18 protein-coding genes are annotated in these 21,005 nt (G+C 44.3%); 10 read left to right on the plus strand and 8 right to left on the minus strand.

The window, feature by feature from the left end:
- Positions 1–115: 115 nt before the first annotated feature.
- Entirely contained in the window at positions 116–2,521 is a 2,406-nt protein-coding gene (locus LIX84_RS03485) for a VolA/Pla-1 family phospholipase (RefSeq protein WP_226420636.1), read from the minus strand.
- 20 nt (positions 2,522–2,541) lie between these two features.
- On the minus strand, positions 2,542–3,786 hold the full coding sequence (locus LIX84_RS03490) for an outer membrane protein transport protein (protein WP_226420637.1): 1,245 nt from the start codon (positions 3,784–3,786) through the stop codon (positions 2,542–2,544).
- 423 nt (positions 3,787–4,209) lie between these two features.
- On the opposite strand from LIX84_RS03490, the gene LIX84_RS03495 reads away from it, so the two are divergent.
- A complete protein-coding gene (locus LIX84_RS03495) occupies positions 4,210–5,238 on the plus strand; it encodes a site-2 protease family protein (protein ID WP_047010406.1) in 1,029 nt (342 codons plus the stop codon).
- 74 nt (positions 5,239–5,312) lie between these two features.
- Here the strand turns inward: LIX84_RS03495 and LIX84_RS03500 are convergent, their stop codons facing one another.
- Positions 5,313–6,101 carry a M48 family metallopeptidase gene (locus LIX84_RS03500; RefSeq protein ID WP_152814675.1) on the minus strand — a complete coding sequence of 263 codons (789 nt, stop codon included), beginning with the start codon at positions 6,099–6,101 and terminating at the stop codon, positions 5,313–5,315.
- A 203-nt stretch (positions 6,102–6,304) separates the two neighbouring features.
- Here LIX84_RS03500 and LIX84_RS03505 point away from each other — a divergent pair, with 203 nt between their 5' ends.
- The 5 genes from LIX84_RS03505 to cutA all read left to right on the plus strand — a co-directional run bounded on the left by LIX84_RS03505 (position 6,305) and on the right by cutA (position 9,350).
- Positions 6,305–6,739: a hotdog fold thioesterase gene (locus LIX84_RS03505; protein ID WP_226420638.1), complete on the plus strand. Its 435-nt coding sequence runs from the start codon at positions 6,305–6,307 to the stop codon at positions 6,737–6,739.
- Positions 6,740–6,745: 6 nt separating this feature from the next.
- Positions 6,746–6,979 carry a DUF3389 domain-containing protein gene (locus tag LIX84_RS03510; RefSeq protein WP_005395503.1) on the plus strand — a complete coding sequence of 78 codons (234 nt, stop codon included), beginning with the start codon at positions 6,746–6,748 and terminating at the stop codon, positions 6,977–6,979.
- Positions 6,980–7,058: 79 nt separating this feature from the next.
- On the plus strand, positions 7,059–8,768 hold the full coding sequence (locus LIX84_RS03515; protein ID WP_226420639.1) for an SgrR family transcriptional regulator: 1,710 nt from the start codon (positions 7,059–7,061) through the stop codon (positions 8,766–8,768).
- Positions 8,752–9,003 (plus strand): hypothetical protein, encoded by a 252-nt coding sequence (locus tag LIX84_RS03520; RefSeq protein ID WP_012842304.1) that lies wholly within the window; start codon positions 8,752–8,754, stop codon positions 9,001–9,003. Before LIX84_RS03515 ends, LIX84_RS03520 begins: the two co-directional genes overlap by 17 nt.
- 14 nt (positions 9,004–9,017) lie before the next feature.
- Positions 9,018–9,350, plus strand: a complete 333-nt coding sequence (gene cutA / locus LIX84_RS03525) for a divalent-cation tolerance protein CutA (RefSeq protein ID WP_041853070.1) — start codon at positions 9,018–9,020, stop codon at positions 9,348–9,350.
- Here the strand turns inward: cutA and LIX84_RS03530 are convergent.
- On the minus strand, positions 9,312–9,908 hold the full coding sequence (locus tag LIX84_RS03530; RefSeq protein WP_074190660.1) for a DUF2238 domain-containing protein: 597 nt from the start codon (positions 9,906–9,908) through the stop codon (positions 9,312–9,314). The genes cutA and LIX84_RS03530 overlap by 39 nt on opposite strands.
- 242 nt (positions 9,909–10,150) lie before the next feature.
- Here LIX84_RS03530 and LIX84_RS03535 point away from each other — a divergent pair, with 242 nt between their 5' ends.
- A complete protein-coding gene (locus LIX84_RS03535; protein WP_005376329.1) occupies positions 10,151–10,990 on the plus strand; it encodes an isopenicillin N synthase family dioxygenase in 840 nt (279 codons plus the stop codon).
- 190 nt (positions 10,991–11,180) lie between these two features.
- Entirely contained in the window at positions 11,181–11,801 is a 621-nt protein-coding gene (locus LIX84_RS03540; protein ID WP_226420640.1) for a DNA-J related domain-containing protein, read from the plus strand.
- Between the two features lie 82 nt (positions 11,802–11,883).
- Here LIX84_RS03540 and LIX84_RS03545 read toward each other — a convergent pair whose 3' ends face one another.
- The 4 genes from LIX84_RS03545 to tesA form a co-directional block, all read right to left on the minus strand.
- Positions 11,884–13,539, minus strand: a complete 1,656-nt coding sequence (locus LIX84_RS03545; protein WP_085343677.1) for an ABC-ATPase domain-containing protein — start codon at positions 13,537–13,539, stop codon at positions 11,884–11,886.
- 71 nt (positions 13,540–13,610) lie between these two features.
- The gene (locus LIX84_RS03550) at positions 13,611–15,521 is read right to left on the minus strand and encodes a bifunctional diguanylate cyclase/phosphodiesterase (RefSeq protein WP_053808423.1); all 1,911 of its coding nucleotides are present in this window, start codon (positions 15,519–15,521) and stop codon (positions 13,611–13,613) included.
- Between the two features lie 180 nt (positions 15,522–15,701).
- On the minus strand, positions 15,702–16,901 hold the full coding sequence (gene fabV / locus LIX84_RS03555; protein WP_226420641.1) for an enoyl-ACP reductase FabV: 1,200 nt from the start codon (positions 16,899–16,901) through the stop codon (positions 15,702–15,704).
- Between the two features lie 82 nt (positions 16,902–16,983).
- Positions 16,984–17,586 carry a multifunctional acyl-CoA thioesterase I/protease I/lysophospholipase L1 gene (gene tesA, locus LIX84_RS03560; RefSeq protein ID WP_005395483.1) on the minus strand — a complete coding sequence of 201 codons (603 nt, stop codon included), beginning with the start codon at positions 17,584–17,586 and terminating at the stop codon, positions 16,984–16,986.
- On the opposite strand from tesA, the gene LIX84_RS03565 reads away from it, so the two are divergent.
- Positions 17,585–18,277, plus strand: coding sequence for an ABC transporter ATP-binding protein (locus LIX84_RS03565; protein ID WP_005395482.1), 693 nt, complete (start codon positions 17,585–17,587; stop codon positions 18,275–18,277). The genes tesA and LIX84_RS03565 overlap by 2 nt on opposite strands.
- Positions 18,277–20,733, plus strand: coding sequence for an ABC transporter permease (locus LIX84_RS03570; protein ID WP_226420642.1), 2,457 nt, complete (start codon positions 18,277–18,279; stop codon positions 20,731–20,733). The genes LIX84_RS03565 and LIX84_RS03570 overlap by 1 nt, the downstream gene beginning before the upstream one ends.
- Positions 20,734–21,005 lie beyond the last annotated feature (272 nt).

Raw genomic sequence — 21,005 nt, forward strand, 5'->3', positions numbered from 1 at the left:
GTAAGTTAGGTACGGCACCGATTTAACTATAGCAAAGGATATACGGGACGGTTTTTTATGATAGAGAACGAAAAAGCCCAGTCGAAACTGGGCTTTGGTAAGAGAGGTAATACGATTACTTCAGAACGGAAGTATTAGTCACACCCGTTAAAGTGTCATCCATTAAGAAGTCTGTGTTTTCCATTTGCATCTCAACGTGATGGTCAATATCAGACAGAGTGCCATTTGGCGAAGCAAAAGTACTGTGCGATGCAGCAGCATTAAACTGTACAAAGCTCGCAGTTGCATTCACAGTAGTGTCCGTACTGTTCACAGTCTTCAACCTTAGCTTATTAGCAATCGGTTCAGTACCCGCGAATGGTGCATTTGGAACGCTGTTTGGTACTGTGCTATCGCCATCCACCTCTGTCATAAAGAATGGTGTCGTTAGTGAACCAGATGCCACTAAATCTGAAGCGTTTGTGAACGGATCGACAGTGTCTAGTGTAGTCTGTGCCGCGTAGATAAATTGTGAGAAACCTGCTTCTAGCGCTGCTACTTGAGCTTCCGTTGCCGCAGCCTCAAATGCTTCGTAACATGTTTTATCTTCTAGATCCGCACATGATGCATCAGCGTAATTCGCATAGTCTTTTGATGCTGCATAAGCGAGGTTATGTTTGATCTGAGGGCCGTAATTGTCTGAACCTAGTAACAAATTACCAATTTGTCCACCAGAGTTCTGTACTGATGCAGAGCTAAAGGTGTACAGCGCATCCGCAGTAGGGCTGCCCAATGTATTGTTTGCTGCTGCGACGGCAGATGTAGCCACAATACCGCCAAGTGAATGACCTAGCATTTTGACTTTTGAACCCGTCATTGGGTTGAAGCCTTGCAGAGGACCTCCAGCTAAAAGACCGCCTTGCGCCGATACTACCAAGCTAGCGCGCAAACCTAACACATCCAGAACACTTTGACGTAGATTGTCACGCGCAACGGCTAAGTTGGAAAGATTTAGATAAGCCAGTACATTCGCATTTGCGGAACGTTGTTCATCTAAGCTGCGCGTACCGTGAATAGGTAAGTCAATAGCAATAACAGCCACACCTGCTTTTACCATATTGAACGCGAACGCGTACGCATTCTCTTTCGCTGAAGTGATGCCGTGTTGATAAATCACAACGTCGGTCGCGACACCAGATTTAGGTGTGAAGACAAGTACTTCGACATCTTCTACCGATTTAACGACTGGAACTGGGGAGTAGCGAGTCACAATACGTTCACTGTCGAGTTGGGTACCATCGCTTAATGTGAGTTTAGCACCCACCAGTTTTAGCTGCTCTGTAGGATCGGTTGCAAGCTTTGTCACGTCAACAGGGTTATTTGCGAAAACGCCGGTTGATAGCTGCTGAACCATGTTCGCTTGCTCGTTCGGATCCGCCAGTGCTGCGCTTAGCTTCGCTAGGCTTGGCATCGCAGATACCATTGGCTGCATGTTCCAGTTTGCCCCTTTTTCTAGATAATGAGGCAGTCTGACCACACCTTGAGTCACATTTACATCGGCACCTGACTTCGCATAAAGGCCTTTAATTGCCGTTTTAGCTGCGTCTAGGTCACTAACGTACTTACTAAAGTCATCGTCAGAGTCTAGCGCAGTGCTAAAGTCTTGTGTTGCACCAAGTGTCATTGTGTAGGCTGTTGATAAATCTACTGAACCTTCGTTCGCATCGTTTTTGTAAACCGCGTTTAATGTAGCACCCGTTGAAAAACCGGTTGCAGTTACACCTTTAACCGCCGCCAAAGTGTCACCTACAGACTGAGTGCTGAACCAGGAGGAGTAAACGATGTCGTCAGGGTTAACTTGAGATAGGCCAAAAATGCCTTCCACCGCTTGTGTCACCGCTTGAATAGAAGCAAGAGCACCAGTTTCATAAACGATTTCTTTCGATTTACCTGTCGCGTAACTGGCTGATGTACCGATTGGCTCACCATTCACGTCAGTAACATCTTGTGTTACTGCAAAAATGTACTCGCTTGACTCATCAAGCGCATCCATGAACTGGATATATAGAGAGTTGCCTTTTGCTTGAACAACGTAGTCTTGGTTCTGAACGAGAACTTCTTCGATTGGGTTAGACTTACCATCCCACTCGGTCAAACGTTGATTAATCTTGATGACTTTAATACCAGACGGCAGCATACCCGTTGCAAAACCATCGCCTTTAAAGTTCAGAACGATTGGCATAGACGTTGACCATCCATCCATCGTGTTCATTGAGGCTCTAGGGTTGGTTAATGCATCATCGCCATCAGTTGGCAGACCAAGCGTACCATCGCTTGTGTCCATTAATAAGTAAGACGGTGCCGGTACATCTGCGTTCGCTCCTTGAAGCGTAAAACTGATGGATGTTTCGCGATCAAGCAATGCTTGGACTTCATCTTCAAATTGAACTTTGTCGGAAGTACCAGAACTGGAGGTATCATCACCACAACCAGCAAGAAGGATTGCAGAACAAAGCATTGATAATTTAAACGTGTGTTTCATTGGTTTACTCCGTAATCCCATTATTTGAAGGTGTAGTTCATCTGTACCGCGCTGATGTAAGCAGTACCTTCTGAGTCAAACTTAATCTCTTCACCCAGAGCATTTGTCTCAGTGAAAGAGCCTGATTTACTCTTAACAAGTGCAAAGCCTGCATCGAAAGTTAAATTCTCACTCATTGCGTAAGTTAGGCCCGCGCTGTACCAAAAACGGTCACTGTCAGGGATGCTCAATGTGGCTTCACCTGCTTGTTCGTCGTATGCAAAGCCTGCACGGAATGTCCAATCCGCATTGAGGGTGTAAGTGGCACCAATAGAATAACGATTGTTGTCTTCGTATTTCTCTGGTTTGTAGAAACATTGACCAGCAGTTCCATCATTACATTGAGGACTCGTCGCTTTCAGTTCTTTAAATGTGCTCCAATCGGTCTGTTGCCAGCCGTAATGTACTGCCCATTGTTCATTCAGTTGATGGAAAGCCGATAATTCGATAATTGAAGGGAGAGAGATTTTTAAACGGCCATCCACTTTTGGTGATGGAGCTCGGCCTGAGTCGTAACTACTAAACTCACCGTCGTCAAAATCTAGATCAACTTTAGAACGGTAACCAAAGCCAAAACGGTTGTTTTCATCTAGCTCAAATAAAGCGCCGACATTCCAACCCCAAGCGAAAGTTTCGCCTTCCATGCCGACAAGGTTATCGGACTTATTACCACCTAAAATACCGGCGAGTGCGCCTTTGTGACGAGTCAGCTCCGCTTCCGCGTACACTAGGTTGATACCGCCACCGACACTGAAAGACTCGTTAATACGGTAAGCGACATTAGGATTAATGTTTACTGAAAGTAGGGAAGTGTCACCCGCCATATCACCCGCAGAAATATCATCTGGATAGTCAGTGGCAACACCGTATGTTGTGAACATACCGATACCCCAAGCCCAGTTATCGTTGATAGGGCTGATGTAATAACCCGCTGGCACGACTTGTAAAGGGGCAACATCTTTTGCATGTTCTTTGTTAACCGTGTCATACACATCGACTTCAGGATCGATGATAGATAACGCGCCCGAGAATTGAGCTTCTTTGAAAAGCGTCATCGCTGCCGGGTTTCGTGCAAGAACGCTGGCATTGTCTGCGACCGCTCCTTCACCTGAAAATGCTCGACCAAGACCAGATGCTGAATGCTCAGCTACCTGGAAGCCCGCTGAATGGGCATTACACGCAAACAATATCGAAATTGTAAGCAGAGAGCAGTGCTTCTTGTTCATCCTTGACCCTCCTAGGGTGTCATAGTGTTGGACCGAAGTCCTTGTAATTGTTGTGTGATACTTACACCAGTTGTTAATACGTGAAATACAACTGTGATGTAAATGTAATGTTAATTGTATGTTTAATAACTTGTCAAAGTTTGAGCGTATTTTGCGTTTTAAATATGATGCATAGGTCAAACGGTGATTCGTAAGGGCATGTATTATCGTTATATTTTTTAAGAGAATGGTACGACCAGAATTGTTTTACGGGCTTTATGGTTAAATGGCATTCAAACCAAGAGATAGCGGGCTTTGCCGTTTCTGTACTTAGCAGGCATAATTCGCGCCTCGCTTTGTTGTTATTCAATAGACGCAATAGGAATCGTGTTGGAATTACTGAATGTTGAATTTTTAGGTCGTTCGTTAAGGCTCGAAGGATCGATGGCTGGTTGGCAGCAGTTATATTGGGATAACACCTTGGTGTCCCAAATAGATGCCAGTGATAATGTTGCAGACACTTGCCTTCACCAGTTTAGACTCTCTGCAGGGGAGGAAGTCCTGGTATGCCATTTGGAGTGTTCATTAACATGGCAACCGTTTGAATTGAGTTACAAGGTCACAATTAACGATGAGCTTATTAGCGAAGGTTGCCGAAATGAAAAAGACATCGAACGCCAAGTGCCAGAAGTTGAGCCGCCAACAGAAAAGCGTTTAAGTGTGATAGGGCTAGTATCGCTTGGAATGAAAGCACTCAAGAGTGCGAAAGTAATCAAAGTGGCGCTAGCATCTGCAAGTCTTGCTGCATATTCTTGGCTATTTTCTATCGAGTTCGCGTTAGCTTTGATCGCCTGTTTAGTTTTCCATGAGTATGGCCATATTAGGGCGATGAAGTACTTTGGAATGAAGACCAAGGGCATCTATTTGATTCCATTTCTTGGCGGTTTAGCGCTGAGTGATGAAAAGATCAACACACGCTGGCAAGATGTGGTTATCTCGATTATGGGACCATTTTTTGGTTTAGTTCTTAGCATCGCGTTTACTTTGCTTTATTGGATGACTGGAGAGGTGCTCTTCGCTGGCCTAGCAGTGTTTAACGCGTTACTAAACCTGTTTAATCTGTTGCCTATTCTGCCACTAGATGGTGGTCATGTACTCAAAAGCATTACCTTCTCAATGAACACTTGGGTTGGATTAGTCGGCAGTATAGCTGCTGCCTTGTTGGGTATTTTTATCAGCTATTCTTTCGGGCTGACATTGCTAGGGTTTTTATTGTTAATGGGGATGCTAGAAGTGGTCATGGAATGGAGAGGTCGACATCATAGTCATTTATTGCCGTTAACCCGTTACGGACAACTCTTCTCACTTGCTTGGTACTTGGTTTCTGTCGGTGGTTTTGTCGCTATCATTTGGTATTTTGCTACCCTTGGAGATAGCCTGTTGAGCTTGCCACTACAGATACTGGGTACTTAAACTATTCCTTATACCCATTAAAAAAAGCTCCCAAGGGAGCTTTTTTGCGAATAATAGCCGCTTTTAGCAGAAGTTTAGCCACATTTTGGCGCTTTCGCCTTATACGCAGGCAACTTATTTATGGTTGCTTGTAAATCTTTAATACGCGTACTGTGCGATGGGTGAGTTGAGAAGAATTCAGGTGGTTGAGAACCACCGGATGCAGCACTCATATTTTTCCATAAATCGACACTTTGACGTGGGTCGAAGCCTGCTTTTGCCATAAACTCAAGCCCGACAATATCAGCCTCGGATTCCTGTGTACGACCGTATGGTAAAATAACACCGTATTGGACACCGACACCAAGTGCCGCCATCGTCATTTGCTGATACTGTTTGTACTCGGAAGCTCCTATAGCAACGTTTGCCAGAGACAATCCCGCATTTGCTAACTGGCTTTGTGAAAGGCGTTCATTACTGTGGTCAGCAAGGACGTGAGCCACTTCGTGACCAATGACTGTTGCCAACTGATCTTGGTTTTTCGCGACACCTAAAAGCCCGGTGTAAACGCCGATCTTCCCACCAGGTAGAGCAAACGCATTGACTTGTTCACTATCAAAAACAACCACCTCCCAATCTTTAAACCCAGCTTGCGCAGGGATGGTGTCAGTGATGTGTTTGGCAACGCATTGTACGTAGGCATTCGTTTTGCGATCTTTGCTGATTGGGATATCTTTCTTCATTTGTTCGAAAGATTTGGCGCCAAGCGATGACATTTCTTGATCTGAAAACATCAGGATCTGGTTACGGCCAGTCGGTGATGCGCTACATGCCGTTAAGCCCGCGATAGTTAAAAGAGCAGAGGCTTTCATCCATACCTTCATAATAGGCTCCATCTAAATTATTTTTGTTTTGAAGCAATAGTATATACCCGAATAGTAACACGATGCATAGATCAAATTATTCATCAACTGGCAAGGAGGCCAAGATGTTACACCTTGAAGTTAGACCTAAGTAAAGTCTATGCTAGCTCTCTAATAAATCGTTACAATCCGACAAACCAGTTTGTGAAATTAAGAGTAAAACAATGAGTATATGGAAAAAGCCCGTTAGCATAGTGATTCTGAATGCTACGTCAAAAAATACCCTGATCGAGCACCTACAAATTGAATACACAGATTTCACGGATGACTCCCTTACAGCAACCATGCCTGTATGTAGTTTTACTCATCAACCTTTAGGAATGCTTCATGGTGGCGCTTCTGTTGTGCTCGCAGAAACATTAGGCTCTTTAGCTGCAAATTTCTCTGTCGATGAGGGGAGTTACTGTGTCGGTTTGGATATCAACGCGAACCATGTACGTGCAATGCGAAGTGGTCATGTGATTGGTACGGCAAAACCCGTACACCTTGGCGTTTCAACACAAGTGTGGCAAATCGACATAACTGATGAACGAGGCCGATTAGTGTGTACCAGTCGCTTAACTATCGCAGTGAAGCAACATAAAACGAAGTCGGTATAAAGCAAGATGGTGATTGAGTTTTCATTAGGAAAAATCATTGCTACCCAGCGTGAAATCGTGATTAAGCTCTCCGGCAGTGCAATGGTGACTTTACAAGCGCAAACCGATTCTATCCAGTTACTGGGTAGAGGAGCGAACGTTGTTTTATCTCATGGTGCAGAGTGTAAATGGTCTATCAAGCTGGATAATGAGGAACAACTGGCCGATCTTGCACGAGAAATTGGCATCGATATTCAATAATTTACTGCGTGACGTTTGCACTTTTTGATAAAAATGAGGAAACTTAGCTTATCAACAATAAGATAAGAATTTCCTCTTTATGAGTAGCCCTCGTTTACGTGTTCAGTTCGAAACACTGTTTGAAAAATTTTCCGGTCACGATACGGACGTTCAGCTTGAAGACATCACCGAAGCGCTGTTTTGTACACGTCGTAATGCTCGTATTGTTCTCAATAAATTAGAAGAGGAGGGCTGGATTGAATGGCATCCCGCGGCGGGTCGAGGAAAACTCTCAAAACTCGTTTTCAAACGTAACCGTAGCGATGTCAGTGAAAACCTCGCCAGACGTTATCTCGACGAAGGGAAAATTGGCCAGGCTCTAGATGCGCTTGATAACGACGCGGCTCGATTAACGCAGGTTATTCAGGGTTATTTAGGGCTTCAGCATCGACAGGGCGAACAGGTGGTACGTTTGCCTTATTATCGACCATTGGCGATGTTAAACCCACAGAAACCGATGCGGCGTTCTGAACAGCACATCGCCAGACAAATTTTTAGCGGGCTAACTCGCCTTGATGAAAATGAACAACTTCAGCCAGATTTAGCCCACACATGGGAAGCCATTTCTGATACGCACTGGCGTTTTTATCTTCGTCGTGGGGTGCGTTTTCATAATGGTGAACCGTTATCAACCAGTTGTGTACTTGAAAGTGTGCTTGCACTAAGTAGCTTGAACCTGTTTTCTCATATAAAAAAGGTATCTTCACCACAGGAATGGACCGTCGATATTGAACTCGTCCGTCCTGATCGCTACCTGCCTTTGGCGCTGAGTGAGTCGCAAGCAAAAATTTTGCTACCAAGCGCTTTGCGTTCAGAAAACTTCGATAGACAACCAATAGGGACTGGGCCGTTCCAAGTTAAAATGAATGATGATAAGCGTCTCATTTTGACTGCTTTTGATGGCTACTTTGGCTTTCGTCCCTTGCTGGACCAAGTTGAGGTGTGGGTAATTGATGAAGCGTACTCTTCAATGGTCTATCCAAGCTTGTCTAAGCCAAAGATGGATAAACAAGGTTCATCTGATGAGGTCGAGCTTGATCCTGGCTGTACATTTCTATTACTAAACAAAAACACCGGGATTGCAAAAGACCCACGCTGGGCAGAATTTCTATCACAAACTCTCAACAGTCACCAGATTTACGCGCATGTTCCTCAAGATAAAGTGATGGAATTGGGTGTATTGCAAGCCTTTGGCCTTAAGCCAGGTTGGATTGATCTTAGGCCAGCAGAGGCGGGCAGCGTGCCGCAGGCTGATAAGGTGATTTCCGTAGCGTATCAGAAAAAGCATCCGATGTTTCCAGTAGTTGCCAAGGCCATCAAGACACTCTTAAAACCGCACGGTATAGAGGTCGAGTTTATTCGTTATGATTCTCAACCGCCCGCACCGGAGGAAGTGGATATTTGGGTGAAAGCCATGGGTATTGCAACGAATCGAAATGACGCGTTGGCTGGCTGGCTTCTGGATTACAGTGATATTGAGAAATTCAGTTCTGGTTACGATTTTAGCGAATGGGCGAAGCTCGTTGATCAGTGGCGTGCTGGTGTTTATCCAGACTTCCCTGCACGTGAGTTAGGACGTCAGTTGGTAAAAAGTTGTCAGGTGATTCCGATGTTTCACTGCTGGTTGGGTGTCAATAAAGACCACAGCGGCGCCTTACAAAATGCAAAGTGTAATGCCTTAGGTTGGTTTGACTTTAATAACGTATGGGTAAAACCTGATATAGAAATGAATCATGGCGAAACCGAATAAGAAACAGCCGACGAAAACCGTCGATATCTATTGCTCAAAGTGTAAAACTCAACTATTCAAGTACCGTAAAGGCGGAAAAGGCGCACTGGTCAAGTGCTTCAAAGAGCGCATTGTTGACGATTTCACACAAACCCCATGCACCTGTCCCAGTTGCGGGCAAGAGTTTGCAAGAGATACCCTAGTGAGAGGAACGCCCGCTTACAAAATGATTGGCGGCAAAGTGACAATGAAATAATGAAGGGCTAGAAAATGAGTATAAAACATGACTACTGCATGGTGTTAAGCACAACCAGCAACGAAAAAAATCGAGATCAGATCATTAAAGGTTTGCTAGATGCCCAATTAGCCGCGTGTATTCAAACGATGCCTATTGAAAGTCACTATGTGTGGAAAGGGGAGATTTGTACTGACAACGAATGGTTGCTGGTGATCAAAACTCGCCGAGAGCTCTATGAATTGGTGGAAGAGAAAATAGAAAACCTGCACGAATATGAAGTAGCACAGATCGTACAGGTTCCAATTGTTGATGGGTTTAACCCTTATTTAGAGTGGCTGAGAAAATCGACGCTGAGCCGACATTAAAAACAGCGACAACGCTGCACCGACGGTGTCGCACAACATATCTTTCTGGGCGTCCCATATGTCACCTTGCGAGCCCAGAAAGGCGATTCCTTCATCGCCGCCAGCCAATTCTGCATACCACCATTCGATAATCTCATAGCCTGCTGCAAGCGACATGATCGCAAACAAAGCAAACCAGCAAGAGAACGTTTTGTTGAACTTGTTCTTGTGTATCAAGTATTCAGCTATCGGATACGCATAAAGGCCAATCGAAAAGTGCGCAACGCGATCAAAGTTGTTTCTATCTGAACCAATCATGTCGTTAAACCAGTCAAATGGTACTTCGGAAAACGTATATTTCGCTCCGATAGTGTGCAAACAGAGCCAGATGAACATTAAAAGGTAAGCCGTATTACTGAATTGATAGCGAATCGAGATTACCCAAATAGCAACAAGAATACCAATTGCTGGGATAATCTCTGCAAACCAAACGGCACGTGAGTTAGGTTCTAACGCAGAAAATAAAAACACGATGGCATAAAAAATCGTCAATCCTAAGAGTGTCGAGGTGCTTTTCATAGAGTTACTTGATCCTTCAATTTATCTTACAGTGGGACTCCATAGACTTGGGTAATGATTACACTTAATTGAACGGTGTGCAATTGTTATTTTGATGGTGTTTTTGATCACTGAAAATGTTGATTTATTGCCAAACTGCTCAACATTAAAACGTTTGCGTGTGCACTTTTCATTAAAGTTTGATTTACAACATGCCCATCCATAGAATCCGTGATTCAGTCTAATAAAAAAGAAGTAAGGCCATGAAACTGGAAACTGTCGATTATCTTGCTGACGATGCTGCTCAACAGTTCGTTACCTCTCTGCGCGAAACAGGGTTCGGTGTGTTGAAAAACCACCCGATTCCACAAGAGCTTGTAGAGTCAATTTACAAAAACTGGCATGAGTTTTTCTGTTCAGATCAAAAGAATGATTTTCACTTTAACGTAGACACCCAAGATGGCTACTTCCCACCTTCTGTGTCTGAAGTAGCGAAAGGGCACAAAGTGAAAGACATCAAAGAGTACTTTCATGTTTACCCTTGGGGCCAGATCCCAGAGCAACTTAAAGCTGAAATCTTAGAGTACTATGAGCGGGCGAATGCATTTGCTCAGGAGCTATTAGGCTGGGTTGAAGCGTACGCACCTAAGGACGTTCAAGAGAAGTTTTCTATCGCGTTGTCAGAAATGATCAATAACAGCGACAAAACATTACTACGCGTTCTTCACTACCCACCAATGACAGGGGAAGAAGAGCCAGGCGCTATCCGTGCTGCCGCGCATGAAGACATTAACCTGCTAACGGTTCTGCCAGCCGCTAATGAGCCTGGACTGCAAGTAAAGAGCAAAGAAGGTGATTGGATTGATGTACCCTGTGACTTTGGTAACTTAATTATCAACATTGGTGATATGCTTCAAGAAGCGTCGGGCGGTTACTTTCCTTCAACGACTCATCGTGTAATCAACCCAACGGGTGGCCGTCAAGAAAAGTCGCGTATTTCATTGCCGTTGTTCTTGCATCCAAAGCCAGAAGTGGTTTTGTCAGAGCGCTACACCGCACATAGCTACCTTATGGAACGTTTACGTGAACTAGGGGTTATTTAACCTTTACGTGATCTCCTTACAAAGGCCGATGGTTGATGACTATCGGCCTTTTGTTGTTTATGGTACAAAATGATACCACGCTTAATTCGGTGCCACAGAAATTGGGCCTGAAACACGCGTCAGCAAGCATTTTTACCAGTACAGATCTGAGATTAGAGTGATGCTTCAATATTAAAAACAGAGAGGATGAATGGAAGGACAACGCACGGTCAGTAGTATTGAGACTCACGCAATAGAAAACCCGTTGCTTTGGCCAATGCTAGAAATTCTTAGAAAGCAGCCTTCCGATTGGAAAGTTCACACCTTAGCAAGCAAGTTGAGTGAACAGGGCTACATTTCGAAATTGGATGATTCTCCTGATAAGGATTTATTCAAACGAAATTTCTTAATCATGAACGCGCTATACCAACTGCAAGGAACGCTTTACCCAGATGCCTGGCTGCAAGTTGAAGCGATGAATATCCAGCTGATGTCTTCGTTAGAAGCTTCGAGGCATATCGTTGATATTAACGACCCTTTGCGTGAATATTATCTGGATTGGCGCAACTACGAAGCGGACGAAGATGAAGTGCGTCGATTGTTGAATGAATTTTGGACCACTTATCAAAAATTCATTGGTGGTTCGTCTACAGTCAGTGTGGATAAAACAAAAGCACTCTCACTGTTTGAGCTTAACCCTGATGCAACACCCGCAGAAATTAGAAAGCAGTGGCGAAAACTCGCGCTTCGTTGGCACCCAGATAGAGAGAATGGTGATGCAGAAAGGTTTAGAATTCTTTGCGAAGCGTGGAATGTACTGAGAAACGAATGATTCGGTATGAATAAAGATAAAGGAAGGCAGCTAACTATTAGCTGCCTTTTTTCATTGGATTGTCTCAATCAGCGTATCAAAACTAGCATGAAGGCTTAAACTGAGATTTTCTCATGCGATTAAGCGCAGCCATTACGTCTAGTGTGCGTGGTTTGGCTAAGTCCCCTTGCTTAGGAAGCGATGCATGCCACTCACCAGACAGCATTTCTTCAATTTCTTTCGCTGGATGATTACACCAGCCTGGAAGCTGAGCGATTTGGAACCATAACCAGCCAATCGTGTTGACTTCATCAGCGGACTCAATCTGTTCCAAAGCGCTAAGGTCAGTAAACTCTTTGCCAAATCGAAGTGACTCTTTGCCTTTCGCATTCACACGGAATTTACCGTCAGTGAGAATATTCATCAAAGCAACGCGATTCAGGGCGCGAGGCGGGAAGGTTTGTAAACTTTCTTCCGATTCGTTATGACGTTGAGTAGGGTGCTGAGCGATCACTTCTTTCGCTTTTTCTGTCACATCAACCGCTTGGTAGTCGTGCATCTGAATGACTGTGTCGGCAACGTCTAAGTAGTCGCCTGAACCACCCATAACGATAATGGTAGAGATATCGAGATCATCTCGCAATTGACCAATGCGATCGACAAGAGGAGTAATTGGTTCATCACCTTTTGCCACCAATGCCTGCATACGTTCATCTCGAATCATGAAGTTCGTCGCAGAGGTGTCTTCATCAATCAATAACGTGCTCGCACCCGCTTCAATAGACTCTTGAAGCCAAGCGGCTTGTGATGTTGAGCCTGATGCATCTTGAGTCGAAAAATCCGCAGTATCTTTACCCATTGGCAAATGGTTGATGTAATTCGACAGGTTCAAATGATGCACGCATCGACCATCTTCGGCGCGGATCTTCATTGCTTTGTCATCAGCTACGATGTATTCACGACCATCTCCTGGAATATGATCGTAAATCGAACGCTCAATAGCATTCAGTAAGGTAGATTTACCGTGGAAACCGCCACCTACGATAAGTGTAATGCCCTTTGGAATCCCTAATCCCGTGACATGGCCTTTGTTTGGCGCATGTAAAGTCACTTGCAGCGATTCAGGGGCTTTGAATTCAACCGCCTCTTTCATTGGGAGATCACAGTTACCGGCAATTCGAGGGAGAATGCTGCCATTTGCGACAAACGCAACTAGGTTATTGGCTTCCAACTGTGCACGCAGGGCATCTTGGTCTTCAACAACTTGGCAATGCTCAATCAATGCTGCTTTGTCGAGTTCACGTTCTAAGGTCGCTCGACGGATAAACTTCGGCAAATGGAAAGTCAGTATGTTGTTGGCTTTTTTCCCCAACACTGAACGACCTTCAGCAGGCAAGTTAACTCGAAAACGCAGTTCAATACCTTCCTCGGTAAACAATACTGCGGTGCTATCCAACACAGTTTGGCCATTCAATGAAATGGATACGGAGTTTTCTTGTTTAGCAAACTGCTCAAAACTGCGCGCAATAAAGTCACGTGCTGCTCGTTGAAAAGCAGGGGACTCGTCTTTTAACCATTCCAGACCAGTCAAGGACCAGGCGCGAGTTGCACGAAAACGTGACGCGGAAGCATACGGATCTCCTTGTACGTGATCGATGAACAAAGTGAAATCAGTGAAGTCGTATTGACCTTTGATTTGCTGATAAGCGCGGTAGTTCTGCTTTTCAATTTTCTTAAGCGTGGCAGTCAACTGATCCATGAAGATATTGGCCTTTTAATAGAAGCGGGCGGCGATTATAGAAACCACCGACACCTTAGTAAAGAGAATGCTTAGGAAGAGTAGGCGTATTGTCCGCCTGAAAGACGCTGATTAAACAAACTTTGCTCAAATTCATTACAAGGCATCGGTTTACCATAGAGAAAGCCTTGCCCAATATCACAACCCTCACCAATAAGAAACTGCTCTTGTTGGGGGGATTCAATGCCCTCAATAACCACTTGGAGGTCCAGTTTTTTAGCTATGTGTATGATAGAGCAAATGATCGCACGATCATCGTCCGACTTTTCCATTTGCTGGACAAAGCTCTTATCAATCTTGATGGCATCAAATGGGTATTTCTTCAAATAGCTGAAAGAGGCGTACCCTGTACCGAAGTCATCTAGTGACAACGTCACACCTAGTTCGTGCAATTTGTTTAGCGTTGTGCGTGCTACGATTTCATCGGCAATTAAAGCGCTCTCGGTCACCTCGAGTTCGAGAAAATGTGCTGGTAAGTGAAAGGATTCGAGTAGGTGTTGCACTTGCTCCGCAAAGTTCACGTTTTGTAATTGAATTGGAGATACGTTAACGGCAATTTTGAAATTATCAATTAACTCCGACCACTGTTTAGCTTTGTCTATCGCGGTACGAAGAACAAAAGAGCCAACTTCAAAAATAAGTCCGTTTTGTTCGGCCATATGTATTAATGCTTCGTTAGAGACGTCTCCCAGTATTGGGTGTCTCCAGCGCAGCAATGCTTCTGCGCCAATCCATTTGTGAGTATGGGGATGAACTTTGGGCTGAAAGTACAGCATCAGGTCGTCATTTCTTACCGCTTGCAATAAGTAGCTTTCCAATTGATTGTGGTTGTTTAGCTCATTCGAATGACTTTCACAAAAATAACTATACGCTTCGCCAGACTCTTTACACAGCAGCATGGCATAGCATGCATTTTGAAGAAGTTGTTTGGCATTGCTGGTTTGGTGGGCTTGTACAACACCAATATAAGAGTTGAGGTGAACCTCTGTGTCTTTTATATAAAAGCTTCCCAAGCCAATATTGGTGATATCATCCAGTAGCTTACGCAATTTCATATCAATATCGTTGCCCCAAATGAGTAATACAAGGTCATTCGAGCTCGGCCTCCCGGTAACAAAATAACTCGATTCTCGTTTACCAAGGCGATACCGAAATTCCTTTAATATCTCGTCAAAGGCCTCAAAGCCATACCGGGTTTGGATACTGCGAGCATTACTAAAGCCAATGTTTATCACGAGCAGTGATTGCTGGCTATGATCCAACGTTCCGAGCGTTTCTCCGACAACACTTTCAAGTGCTGCACGGTTTAAGAATCCGGTTCCCTGATCGTGTGTTTTTTGGTAGCTCACTTGTTTTTCTGCGGCCTTACGACGATCAATCTCTTTTGTTAGGGAGTAACTCAACTGCGCTAAGTCCGTAGTACGGTTCTCAACTCGATTTTTGAGTTCATTATTAAGACGCTGGAGCTTGTGTTGCTGATACACGACGGAGAGCTGCGCTTCGATTGAGTCTTTGAAAGTTCCGAGCAATTGGCGGTAAGTGTCGCTGTATTCATTCTTCTTGGAATCAAGCATGCAGATGGTTCCAAACGTCTCTCCGTTTGGCCAGAATAACGGTAAACCACAATAAGATATCATGCCTAGTTTGATGTCAGGGTTGTTGCACCATTCTTCATCCTCGAGCGCATTAGGAACCATGAGTTCGCTCTTATGCTCAATGACATGCTCACAATACAAACCGTTCCCGAGTAGTTCAGCATCGCCGGTACGATAGGGGTTACCTTGAGTTTCACTGGATGTGTTGACTTCAATACGATCTGGATGGATACGCATGATTAATGTGGTGGGTACGTGCGTTATTTGAGCCAGTAAGTTGACGATTTCCTGCCAACTTTTTTGCATAGACTCAGGGATTTCATAATCTAATGTTTGCAATCTCCCCATATAGGTCATCCTTTACGTGGTTTCACTTCCTGTGAATTTAAAATGTAGACTGCTCTATCTTGTTCTCGGTTTTTAATTAAGTATAGGGTGGCTGGGGCTTGAAACAAAAAAAAGTCCTGAAAAGTGTTCAGGACTAGGAATAGTTATCACATATCTCATACTTGAAACAGATAACAAGCATTAAGGTTTAAGCGATTTTAGCGACTCAATAGAAATGTCTTGCGAATAGTCGACGTCTTCAAAGTTAAAGCCATTTAGCTTCATAAACTCATCTTTAAAGCCTTGGTAATCACCAACCTCTTTAAAGTTATTCGCGTTCATTTGCTCTAAAAGAGCATGGACTTCTTGTTGTACTTGCGGGTCAAGCTCTAAGTCGTCTATTCGGATTAAGCGTTCGCCGTCAACAGGCACTTTATCTTGATCGTATAACTTGGTGGTAAACAGTCGCTGCATTTGTTCAATACAACGTTCGTGAGTACCTTTTTCCTTCATCACTCGATAAAGCGCTAATAGGTAGGGACTTAGCGCAGGAATGAACACACTGGCTTTCGTCACCAACGCCTTACACACTGTTGCGTAAGCACCGCCGTCAAAGTTGGCAAGTTTTAGATTCAACGAGTGACTTGTTTGGTGTAAATCTATTTTCGCTCGACCTAACGTACCATCGAGATAGATAGGGTGCGTAACGTCTGGTCCCATGTAAGAAAACGCGATGGTTTTGCAGCCTTGTGCAATCGAGTCATTATTAATCAGTGTATCAATCCAGCTTTCCCAGTCTTCACCGCCCATCACTTTGATAGTGGCTTCGGCCTCTTCCTCTGTTGCTGGAGTTAAAGTGGCTTCTACCCACTGATCGTTCTCCAGCATAATTGAAGCGCCAGTGACAGACTCACCAATAGGCTTAATGACGCTGCGCCAAAACTCATCAGACTCTGGTTTAGGTCGAACACCCGTCGCTAAGCTATAGATGACTAAATCAACTTCACCTTCAAAGTACGTTTCAATGGCTTCAATCACTTGATTGCGGACAGAGTCAGAGAATGCGTCACCAACAATATTGATGGCGGTACGCCCCGCGTGATTTGCTTCTTGTTTAAAAAAGATGTTGTTATACCAACCCGCACTTCCAACGCCTTTATCTGAAGGCCCGCGCTCGAAGGAGACACCAATGGTATCAGCTTTAGCACCTCCGAAGGTGAGGGCAATACGAGCCGCTAACCCGAAACCAGAGGAAGCACCAATAATCAAAACCCGTTTTGGACCGCTTTTGATCTGCGGGGCGTGTTTTACGTATTCAATTTGCTCTTTAATGGATGCATGACACCCGTGTGGGTGAGCAGAGCGAGCAACAACACCTTGAATTAAAGGGTCTATTCGCATGTTGTTATCTATCCTCGATGAGTGGAATTGAAAATAGATTAACGTAAAGTTAAGTAAAACTTATTGAGCTAGACCATTAAAATTAGAGATGTTTAATTAATTCTTGAGCAACAAAGTCAGCAATCCAAGGCTGTGCATCAGGCTTGGGGTGAAGGCCATCATCCATCATCCACTCGGGTTTGATGACCACATGCTCCAAGAAGAATGGCATCAAGGTAACTTGTTGATGTTGTGCAAGCTTAGGGTAGATATCGTAAAACATATCGCTATAGCGCTTACCATAATTAGGTGGCACTCGAATTTGCATCATGACAACGTCCGCACCTGAATCTTTTATCATGGTAATCATTTTTGAGAGATTCGACGTAATAAGTTTAGGAGGGAAACCTCTTAGGCCATCGTTGGCACCTAACTCAATGAGCACCATATCAGGGCTGTGTTGGGTTAGTAGCTGTGGTAATCGAGCTAAGCCGTTGCCTGTGGTATCGCCAGAAATGCTGGCATTAATAACTGTTACATCTTGACCATGTTCTGACAACGCATCAGGGAGTAAGCTAGGCCAACTCTTTTCGATCGGCATCTGATAGCCCGCGCTCAGGCTATCACCTAAGACAAGTAGCTTTTCGCTCGCATGTGCAGTAGCGGAAAAACAAAAAAATAGAACTAAGGAAAGTATACGAATCATGCAAACACCTGTACTTAATGCACCTATTGTTCAAGCCAATTTGGTTTCTAAACAAGTCTCTACTAATCAAGAGCAATTAACAATCCTCAAAGATGTAAATGTTGACATCAGGAAAGGAGAAAAAATCGCCATCGTCGGTACTTCCGGTGCGGGTAAGTCAACGTTGATGACGTTGTTAGCTGGCCTTGATACACCAACATCAGGTGAAATTACCTTGTTGGGACATGAGTTATCAAAACTTGACGATGAAGCTCGCGCAAAAATTCGCGCTGACTCTCTAGGTTTTGTTTTCCAAAGTTTCTTATTAATCCCGAGTTTGAGTGCATTACGCAATGTCACGCTTCCTTGTCTTTTACGTGGTGAAGCCGAAGATGAAGCAAGAGCCGCCGAATTATTAACCGCTGTTGGATTGGAAAAACGTGTCGATCATCTTCCAAGTCAATTATCTGGTGGTGAACAACAACGTGTCGCGCTAGCACGTGCCTTTATGACACAGCCTGAACTGTTGTTCGCAGACGAGCCTACCGGCAATCTTGACCATCAAACCGCAGACAAAGTGATTGAGCTGCTATTCGATCTTAATGAGCAGCATGGAACAACGCTGATATTAGTTACACACGATGGTCATCTAGCAAGTCGATGTGACCGTATTTATCGTATGGAGGCGGGTGAGCTTAAGGAGGAGGTGTAATGTCTGCAGTATCATCAAGCGAAGCAACATCGACAGAAAGAAGCAGTGCAATAAAACACTCGTCAAACAAAAGCCTAATACGTTGGAGTTTCGGCGAAATAAGACAGGGGAACCTTTGGCCTATTAGCGTTGCTCTTATTCTTGTGATTGCGAGCATCTTTGCGCTTTCTGCATTAGCGGAGCGAATGGAGCAGGTGATCGTCAAACAGGGGAAGGATGCATTGACAGCGGATGCGGTGTTTGTGTCTGCTAATCCTATACCTGACACGTTGTTAACCTCGACTGAAAACCTAGAACGTTCAACGATGACACGATTTGCCACGATGGCATTTAGCGACAATGGTATGCAGTTGATTTCTGTAAGGGCAGTGGACGACAATTACCCTTTAATGGGAGAACTGGTATTAGACAACAACCCATCCGGTCGCGTTAAAGAGAACCAACTCTGGCTTGATGAGCGGATTATGGCTCAACTAGACGTCAAGTCGGGTGACAGCGTCACTATAGGCGATGCCGATTTTAAGGTTTCAGGTGCAGTGCTGATGGAACCTGGGTTAAGCTTTAACCCATTTCAACAAATGCCCTCTGCATACATTCATCAAAAAGACGTTGAGAAAACGGGAGCGATTCAAGTCGGGAGTCGAGTTCAATACCGTCTGTTTCTAGAAGCCGATGATAAAACGCTAAAAAGCCTGCAAGAAGATACGGTTCTTTCTCCTAGTGATCGCTGGCGCACGCAAGATACTGCCAGTCGTAGCAATGAGGTTTTTGAACGAACGACGCAGTATTTGTCTCTAACGGTTGCGATTGTCATCATTATGGCAGCGACAACATTGGTTCTTACTTGCCAAAACTATGTGAATAGTCGAACACAAACCATTGCGATGCTAAAAAGCCTTGGCGCAAGTCGACGATGGATTGAAAAATGGCTGTTTATTCAAGTCACAATCCTGCTCATTAGCGCCAGTGTCGTTGGGTTATTGTTGGGAAGTGGGCTGGAGTACTTGTTGCGCATTCCACTCAAAGACTTATTACCCGAGCCATTACCTAGTTACGGCGTCACTCCATATTTGGTGTCGTTTATCTCAGCGGTCCTGATCACCGTTCCTGCCCTTGGCATACCATTGTTGGGTTTGATTAAAACTCCAGCCTTAGAAGTGCTACAGCAGGGCAAAGCACAACGTTCTTGGAAGCGAATGTTGCTCGTTCTAGTCCCCGTTGTTCCATTACTTTTGCTTTATGCTGATAACACCTTAGTTTGGATTGTTCTTATTGGTATTGCAGTACTTTTTGTTGTGCTTGCTGCAGTGAGCGTCGCACTCACAAAATTGTTTGCGCGTATTTCAACACAACCTGCCATGAAGCTTGCGTTGAGTCGTATCAACCGCACGCCAGTAACCAGTGGCCTGCAGTTTGGTGCTTTGGCGTTGTCTTTGATGCTGCTATCTATTATCTGGCTTGTGCGCAGCGATATTCTCGCGGATTGGGAGAGAACCTTACCTGCAGACGCACCAAATGTCTTTGCATTAAATATTGGTGATTACGAACTCGATAGCTACCTAGAAACCTTAGATAAAAATGGGGTTACACGGTCACAAGCTTATCCAATTATTCGTGGTCGATTGACAGAGATTAATGGTCAAAACGTCAAAGAGATTGAATACGAAGGAGAAGGCTCTGACGCAATACGTCGTGAATTGAACCTTACGTGGGGAAACAGCCTGCCAGAGTATAATGATGTGCTTGCGGGTGAATGGACAAATAAAGGGAGTGTCTCTGTAGAAGCCGATGTAGCAAATGACTTGGGCATCGAACTTGGTGACAAACTGCGCTTTGTTATTAATAGCCAGAACTACGATGCGGTAGTAGATACCATTCGTTATGTTGAATGGCGTGATATGAAGCCTAACTTTTACTTTATTTTCTCATCCGACGTTATGGCTAATCTACCGGGTTCTTACCTCATCAGTTATAGAATTGATGAAGGGAATGAAGCACTATTAACGTCTATGTCTCGATCTCACCCAACGGTATCTGTTTTAGATATTCGTACCATGGGCGAAAAAATCCAGGACTTGATTCAACAAATCGTATCGGCAATCACTATTCTTGCTCTTTTAGGCGTGGTTGCGGGGTTGCTACTTATCTTTACGCTATTGAGATTAAGCTTATCCCTACGTCAGCAGGAGATCCGCTTGTATCGCACATTAGGTTCAAGTAAAAAACGGATCAATACGACTCTGTGGGCCGAATACGGCATTATGGCGTTGATAGCTAGCGGTGTTGCGGTATTCGCTGCGGAAGTTTGTGTGGCCGCGGTAATGACATATGGCTTCGACTTGAACGCACAAATTCACCCCGAATTGTGGATAGCTTTACCACTGGCAACATTTGTTACGTTGGCACTTGTCGTAATGAGTTTGTTGAAAAGATTGTTAACGCCAGTAAACACTTAATCACTACAAATGTTATTAAATGTGGAACACTCCATGACACTTTTATTTTAGTTATCCACAAAAACAGTGGATAACTTTTGGGATAACTAAATGGGGTAAAAAGTGGGGTGTTTCTGCAGGCTTTGCGCCATGGGTCTTACAGTGAAATTGTTATTCACATAGGTATAAAAAAGTGTCTTCCTAACCATGTCGTCAAGTACTTTTTTTGCAATTTTTTTCTACTTTAACGCACCATAAAGGCGCAGTTGGATATTTCGCAAACCCATGAACTT

It is taken from the genome of Vibrio sp. E14 (assembly GCF_020515785.1).
In the GTDB taxonomy this organism is placed as follows: Bacteria; Pseudomonadota; Gammaproteobacteria; order Enterobacterales; family Vibrionaceae; genus Vibrio; species Vibrio diabolicus.